This is a genomic window from Microcystis sp. LE18-22.4A (assembly GCF_027531105.1).
Taxonomy (GTDB): Bacteria; Cyanobacteriota; Cyanobacteriia; order Cyanobacteriales; family Microcystaceae; genus Microcystis; species Microcystis aeruginosa.
In genome coordinates, this window is sequence record NZ_JAPZRB010000157.1 from 1 (window position 1) to 7454 (window position 7454).

Genomic DNA, 7454 nt, shown 5'->3' on the forward strand with positions numbered 1-7454 from the left:
CGTTACTGGCTGGCAGAAATCGGTTTATTTTTAGGAGTATGGCAGGGGAAAAAAGCAGCAGTAACGGCTCATTGGTTGCGCTGGTGGGAGCAATCAGGTAATTTACTATTGTGGGGGAGTGAACGGATTGAACAGGAGCGGAAAAGAGCCGAACAAGTCGAACGGAGGGTAGAGTCCATGGCGGCACAGCTGAAGGCCATAGGAATTGACTTGGAGGCTGAATGAAGAATCTATACAGCTTTACGATTTAGCTGATTGTGTGCTATGGTAGCAACTGTTATGCGTCGAGAGGAAATATGTTGGGAAATTGCCAGCAATCGCATCTCTACTATATAGTGATTAGGTATTAATTAAAAGCCGTGTTAAAAACCTTAAAAGTAAATTATAATAAACTCGGCACGAACTTCAAAAAACAAATCAGCAATATGTCTTGGTTGTTTTTTGAGCAATTCTTCAGTTTAGGAATTGGTTTATTTGTAGGAGTTTGGGTGGCGCGGTATTTGGGACCAGATCGATATGGACAATACAACTATGCACTATCTCTTGTCGCTTTATTCATGCCATTAGTTCAATTAGGATTAAATGGAATTGTTGTCAGAGAAATAGTATTTCAAAAAGATGCGAATTCCAGGGATGAAATCTTAGGAACAACGTTTGTCATAAGATTAGTAACTGGGACGATTGCAGTCTTTTTGAGTGTAGGGACAGTAATCTATTTACGACCAGGAGATACTTTGTCGCACTGGCTAGTAGGGATTATAGCAGCAGGCAATATCTTACTCGCCTTTGATACGATTGATTTATGGTTTCAGTCGCAGGTGAAATCTAAATACGCGGCAATTAGCCGTACTACAGATTCTCTTGTTTTCAGCATCGTCAATGTCCTCCTGATACAGTTACGGGCTTCCCTGATAGCTTTTGCCGTCGCCACGGCCGCTAAAGGAACAATTAAGACAATCGGCTTGTCTATGTCTTATGGAATAGACGGCTTGTCCCTGAGGAATTGGTCTGTAAGTCTCTCTCGGGCTAAATTTTTGCTCTGGGAAAGCTGGCCACTATTTTTTTCAGGATTGGCTATAATGATACAAGCTTATATCGATCAGGTAATGCTGGGTCAGATGATCGGTGATGCCGAAGTCGGTCAATACTCAGTAGCCATGAAATTGATTGCAGTATTCGGTTTTGTCCCTATGGTTATATGTCAATCCCTTGCTCCAGCCGTGTCGGAAGCAAAGTTGGCTAGTAACAGCCTATATTTTAATCGCTTGGAGAATATCTACCGATTAATGTTTATCTTATTTTTGTTAGTTTCTATCCCTATTTTCCTCTGGTCTAGTAAAATTGTCATAATTCTGTTTGGTCAAGAATACAAGGAGGCAGGAATCTTGTTATCCTTATTTGCCATTCGATTATTTTTTACTAATTTTGGAGTAGCAAAATCTTTGTTTATTACCAATGAGAGCTTATTTAAATATTCAATGCTTACAGCTATCATCGGTTCTTTAGTTAATGTTATACTAAATTATGTGCTGATTCCTCACTATGCAGCCGTTGGAGCTTTATGGGCGACAATAGCATCCTTTGGAACAACTACCTTTTTAATTGACTTACTTTATCCAAGAATGTACGGCAATCTCATCCTCATGGGTAAAGCAGTATTATATCCTTGGCGACTAAATTTTATTTTGAAGAATTTAATCTAAGATAAATATTATAAATACATCTGAATTATCGGTCATGAAATCACAATTACTAAAGAAACTCAAGCAAATGGCATCTCCTTATAAACAGCCTCTTGTTTATCTGAAACATAAGCTTTATCCGAGACAGACTTATTCTCAACACGGGGAGGATATTGTCATTCAACATCTTCTCGGAAAAATCGAAAGTTTTATTGATATCGGAGCCAATGATGGAATAAGTTGCTCCAATACTTTTTTATTTGCGCTGGCAGGAGCAAAAGGGCTATGTTTTGAGCCTGTCTCTTATACTTTTTCCAGATTGTCATCATTGTATCTTTTCAACAGACAAATCAAGTGTATCAAATCAGGAATTTCTAATAAAAATAGAGAACTAACAATCCGAAGTGAAGGATTACTATCTTATATTACGGAAACACAAGATCCTTGGGGCAGGAAAAATTTATCTCAATTCATGTCAAACAGGGAAGATTTTGAGGAAATCAAAGTTACAACTTTAATGAACTGGTTAAATTGCTATCCTGAATTCTATCAATGTGATTTGGTAAGCTTAGATATCGAAGGTCATGAACTTCAAGCCTTGCAAGGTATTGATTTTGACAAGTTTCATACAAAATGCTTTATCATAGAGACTATGGAAGATAAACATCACCAATTTCAAGCCATCAATTCTCTATTAAAGGACAAAGGTTATCAAATATTAATTCAAAATTGTTTAAATACATTCTGGTTTTACAAAGATGTGTTTGATGTAATGGGTCATGAAAAACTAAGAGAGACTTGCAAAAAGTTTAAAGGTTATCAAATCTTCATTTCAGATAATTAATTTTGTTATGTAAACCTTCTTCATGCCAGACCACGTTACGCAAATTCAAAATGGCTAGTATCAAAACAATAAAGCAATACCTCTCCAAATTCACCTTACTTAAAATTATTTATATCATTTATCGTACTTTGAAACAACAGTATGGTTTAAGTCTTAACTGGTTAAGGGGATTATTTGATATAATTTTATTCTCAAATGAATATAGAGTTTTTCAGGCTAATAATGATAACAATAACTTTGAATTAAACATGGGAAGCTGGCTTCCTTGCTTGACTGATAAAACAGAAGTAACTCCGGTAGATCCAGTGTATTTTCTACAAGATACTTGGGCGGCAGGTAAAATTTTTCAACTTAAACCCGAACATCACTATGATGTAGGTTCATGTGTTAAAACAATTGGCATAATATCCCAATTTGTTCCAGTTACTATGATTGATATCAGACCGATTGATATTGAGCTAAAAAACTTGTATTTTAAAGAAGGATCTGTACTGGATTTGCCCTTTGAAGATAACAGTATTGAAAGTCTATCTTCTCTTTGTGTCATTGAACACATCGGTTTGGGAAGATATGGCGATCCTCTCGATCCCTGGGGTAGTGAGAAAGCTGTAAAGGAACTCAAGCGAGTTGTTAAATTAGGCGGTATAATTCTGTTCTCTGTACCAGTAGATGAGAAAAATAAAATTTATTTTAATGGCTGCCGCGCCTTTACACGCAACTACGTCCTACAACTCTTTGATGACTTTGAACTTGTGGAGGAAAAGTATCAATATGGCAAGCAACTTTACGATTCATACGATCCGAGTAAAAAGTTTGGCACCGGTCTCTATATGTTTAAAAAGGAGGAATATATTCAAGACGATAGAAAATACGATAAAACATCAACAACATAAACCCAAGCAGACTAATGCTAGAGTATTGACTAATAATTTGTCATTTGTCCTTATGCACAAAAGTTTACCTGAATCTACCAGATAAAGCCGTATTTTTGCCACAAATCTTGCAGAGAAATTATCATGCTCAAAATCAAAAATGAAAATCAGTTGCTACGAAAAACAAAGTCTTTATGCCTGAAGATATTTAATGCTCTAGAAAATAATGGAAATTGTGAGTTTGATAGCAATGGAGAAGCAAAATTTATTAGCGATTTTTTCGCCACTTTGAAAAACAAAGAACCAGTTATCTTTGATGTCGGTTCTAATGTGGGGCTATACATCCGGACAATCTTAGAATATGCAGCAATAATAAATCGTAATCCTCAGATACACGCTTTTGAACCAACTAATAGTTGTTATAATATATTACAGCAGAAATTTCTTAACCATCAGAATCTCAAACTCAACCAATTTGGTGTATCCGATAGTGAAACAGAAGCAACAATTTACTATGACAGTAAATCAAGTGGGTTGGCTTCTTTATACCAAAGAAACTTAAAGCATTATCAAATTGATTTCTCTAACAAAGAGACGATTAAGTTGCGCCGTCTAGACAGTTATATAAAAGAGTGTAATATTAGTCATATTGACTTACTAAAAATTGATATTGAAGGTCATGAATTAGCTGCTTTTAGGGGATTAGGTGACTATTTGAACACAACTTTCATTGATGCTATTCAGTTCGAGTATGGAGGCTGTAATCTAGATTCTCATACCAGTCTAATGGAAATTTTTGATATTTTGATAAATTCTGGGTTTAAAATGTATAAAGTGATGCCAACCCATCTTGAAAGACGAGAGTATCAGCCTCAAATGGAAAATTTCCAATACGCAAACTAGGTCGCCCTAAGTCCATCTATTAGATAAAATATGACTTGACACTACACTATTATGAAACAAGATAAAAATCTCATTATTTTCACTCACGGAGGCGGTCGATTTGCCAACCAGTTGTTTTCTTACGCTCATCTCATAGCGTTTTTAGCAGAGAATGATTACAAGTACGACTTGATTAATTTGGCCTTCTGGCCCTATGCTCATCTACTAGAAAACACTTCAAAAAATCTTGCTTGTACCTTTCCCACTAAGCACAAACAGTGGCAAGCTTTGCAGAAACTAAAAGATATTTTACAGTTTCTTCCTGATAAAATATCTAACAGCAGCAGAATTCGTAATAATATTGCTCGATTTCTGTATAATTATGCTTCTTTTGCTCCCGATATACAATCAATTATTGCCCAAGATGTTAGTGGCTTAAAAGACATTCCAGGGAAGCAAAAAGATAAATTTGACCTAAACAACTCAGATGATGTTGACTTATTAAATCTAGCAAAAGTCACACTTTTAGCTGGATGGAAGGTGAGAAGTTGGCCGCTAGTCGAAAAACATCAGGAAACTGTTAGAGATTGTCTAGCACTTAAAGAAAGTCATACAGCCACAGCCACAAAATTTACTCAAGAATTAAGACAAAAGTATGACTATCTAATTGGCGTTCTCATCAGACACTATGACTACCGGTTTATGCTAGAAGGTAAATATTTCTTTGAAACCCAGCAATACATTAACTGGATTCAACAAGCTCAAGATTTGTTGGGAACATCGTCTAAAGTAGGCTTTGTTATTGCCTCAGATGAACCACAAGATTTTGAGCTATTCAAACATCTTAACGTACATTTTGCCACTGGCATTGCTGGTGGCAAAGGACACTACCTGGAAAGTATGGCAGAGCTATCACAGTGCGATATGATTATGACACCACCGAGTACCTTTGGGGTTTGGGCTGCATTTTTAGGCGATCTACCTATCTTGCCACTTTATGCTCTTTCTCAAGTTATCAGCAATCAAGATTTATTGTATAATAATATTTTTGATGCGATCGCTCATCCTGAGATGAGTGTTTTAGTAAAATAGTTTAAGAAAAGGATGGTAAAAATGAATAGAACTTTCGTGTCTAACAATTACTTATTCACCCTGCCTAAAAAGCGAGTTAAAACTCTAACTCAAATAGTATCTACTGTAACTATTTATTTCACTCTACTAATACTGACTTATTCTAATTTCATTAATGCTCAATTTAGTAGTGAAAATAAGATTGATATCAGAATTGGTGGTTTATTGGGGGGTAATACACTTTCAATACCTATATTAGTAATAGTTGCATTTTTAATAGATAGAGATTTTAGAAAATTAATATTTGGTAAAATTGGTATAACATATGTTATTGTTATCTCTGTGTGTTTTTTGATAGGGTTACTTGTTAATAATGAATTGAGTTATATTAAGATAGATTTAATCAATGTGTTTTGGTTGGTGGCTGGTTGTGCTATGTTTTATATTGTTTCTAATTCGTATAATCCCAAAATACAATTATTTTTTGTCGTGTTATTTCCGACAGCTCTTATGCTATATTCTTTTCTTTTACAGGCTGATCGAATTAGTACAAATGAAATTACAAGAGTACTGTTTGGGGAAATTAACTATACTTTTTCACTTTCATTAATAACAAGCCTAGCCATAGCTGTTTTCTCAAGAAAAAGTCTTTTTTGGACACTTTCGATATGGGCTTTAGTTGCAATTCATCTGTTCATCGTTGCGGCGAGTGGGTTTCGATCTTTTGGGTTAACATTGATAACTGTTATAATTTTTTCTGTTTTTGTTTTATCTTACAAACTATCTCAAGGATTATTGCACAACGCACCGAGTGCTTTTCAGCCGAAAAATTTAATTCTCATGCTTGTTTTCTTAAGTTTATGCTTATTATTATTTGTGTTTTCTGACTTTCTTGTTCAATTAATTGATTCGTTTACAAATTTGCCAATTATTCATAGATTTGCATCTAAAGACGGACAAAGATCTAGTGAATTGCGTATATTAGATATTTTTAATATGTTTCAAAATCTGCAAGGTATACCTCTTATATCGGGTAAAGGAATTGGTGCTACTTATCCATTTTATGATCCATATGGAGGGTTTGATGGGTATGTAGTATGGTTTACCCACTTTGGAATCCTTACTTACTGGCTCAAGGGAGGTATAATCTTGTTCAGTGCAGCAGTTTTCTATTTTTATATTAAGCTGCCTAAATTATTTATTAAGTCCTTAATCAAACCTCGTGCTTTTGATCCCAGAGAGCGTACTGCTTTGCTTACTATTCTCCCTGGTGTATTTGGATATGTAGTTTGTATGTCCATAAATCCAGTATTTATGAATTATCATTCTTTTTGGGGATTAGGGTTTCTTTTTGGAGCTTACTTACACATCAGAAAGTACGGTCTAGGCATTTTCTTGGAATGAGTATTGATTATTGGATAAATTATAGATTCTTCGTTTCGCTTTGCTCTATATAAAAGAATAAACACAGCCGCGATCGCCTTTGATACAATGGAAGCAAAGAGGCTGCCCGCGACAAAAATCCATGACGCAAGAGAGATGGTTCTTCGTTACTTGGTATGGTTCGATAGGGGGGCATAAATCGACTAAATCTTTATCTGGCAAGAGACTTAATTGATTAGCTCGTTCTAGATTGAAAACAATTGGCAAAAATCGAAGTAATGTCTTTCTATATAAGGGTTTCACCCCTTATAACTCCCGTCCATTGCATAACACAAACCGAAGAACCTGAAAATTCTATATTGGAGTACATAAAATTAGCTTACGAAAGCTTTACCAACGACGTACAAATAGAAAGATTTCGGGCTCTTCGGGAATTGTTATGCAAATAATTAACTTAAAATAAAATTCGATGAGAGCGCCTACGCTCAAAAGTAGCTGAAATCCATATAGGGAAAGACTTAAAGCACAAACAGGTTAATGCCAAAAGATAGACAATTGAGTTAAGATTTGATATAATTGCCAAAAACGAGATTATTTTACTTATGATACTTGACAAATTTTTGAACCTAGAAGGAACCTCTATTCAAGGCTATCGACACCTAGAAAATATCGGTATAGTTTTCCGAATCGAATCGAAAAATAAAAAAGCAACCTGTCCTC

The 7454-nt window shown here is 35.2% G+C and carries 6 protein-coding genes and 1 pseudogene; all 7 read left to right on the forward strand.

All coding sequences use genetic code 11. The features are described 5' to 3' along the window. Positions 1-225 (forward strand): annotated as a pseudogene (locus O9295_RS07260) (hypothetical protein); the annotation flags it as partial. Positions 226-359: 134 nt separating this feature from the next. Further along, positions 360-1703 carry a flippase gene (locus O9295_RS07265; protein WP_288032512.1) on the forward strand — a complete coding sequence of 448 codons (1344 nt, stop codon included), beginning with the start codon at positions 360-362 and terminating at the stop codon, positions 1701-1703. A 34-nt stretch (positions 1704-1737) separates the two neighbouring features. Continuing rightward, the gene (locus tag O9295_RS07270; RefSeq protein ID WP_288032513.1) at positions 1738-2526 is read left to right on the forward strand and encodes an FkbM family methyltransferase; all 789 of its coding nucleotides are present in this window, start codon (positions 1738-1740) and stop codon (positions 2524-2526) included. 50 nt (positions 2527-2576) lie between these two features. After that, positions 2577-3419: a DUF268 domain-containing protein gene (locus O9295_RS07275; RefSeq protein ID WP_288032514.1), complete on the forward strand. Its 843-nt coding sequence runs from the start codon at positions 2577-2579 to the stop codon at positions 3417-3419. Positions 3420-3542: 123 nt separating this feature from the next. Continuing rightward, a complete protein-coding gene (locus tag O9295_RS07280; protein WP_288032515.1) occupies positions 3543-4301 on the forward strand; it encodes an FkbM family methyltransferase in 759 nt (252 codons plus the stop codon). Positions 4302-4352: 51 nt separating this feature from the next. Then, entirely contained in the window at positions 4353-5372 is a 1020-nt protein-coding gene (locus O9295_RS07285) for an alpha-1,2-fucosyltransferase (RefSeq protein ID WP_288032516.1), read from the forward strand. A 21-nt stretch (positions 5373-5393) separates the two neighbouring features. Continuing rightward, positions 5394-6755: a hypothetical protein gene (locus tag O9295_RS07290; protein WP_288032517.1), complete on the forward strand. Its 1362-nt coding sequence runs from the start codon at positions 5394-5396 to the stop codon at positions 6753-6755. Positions 6756-7454: the final 699 nt, after the last annotated feature.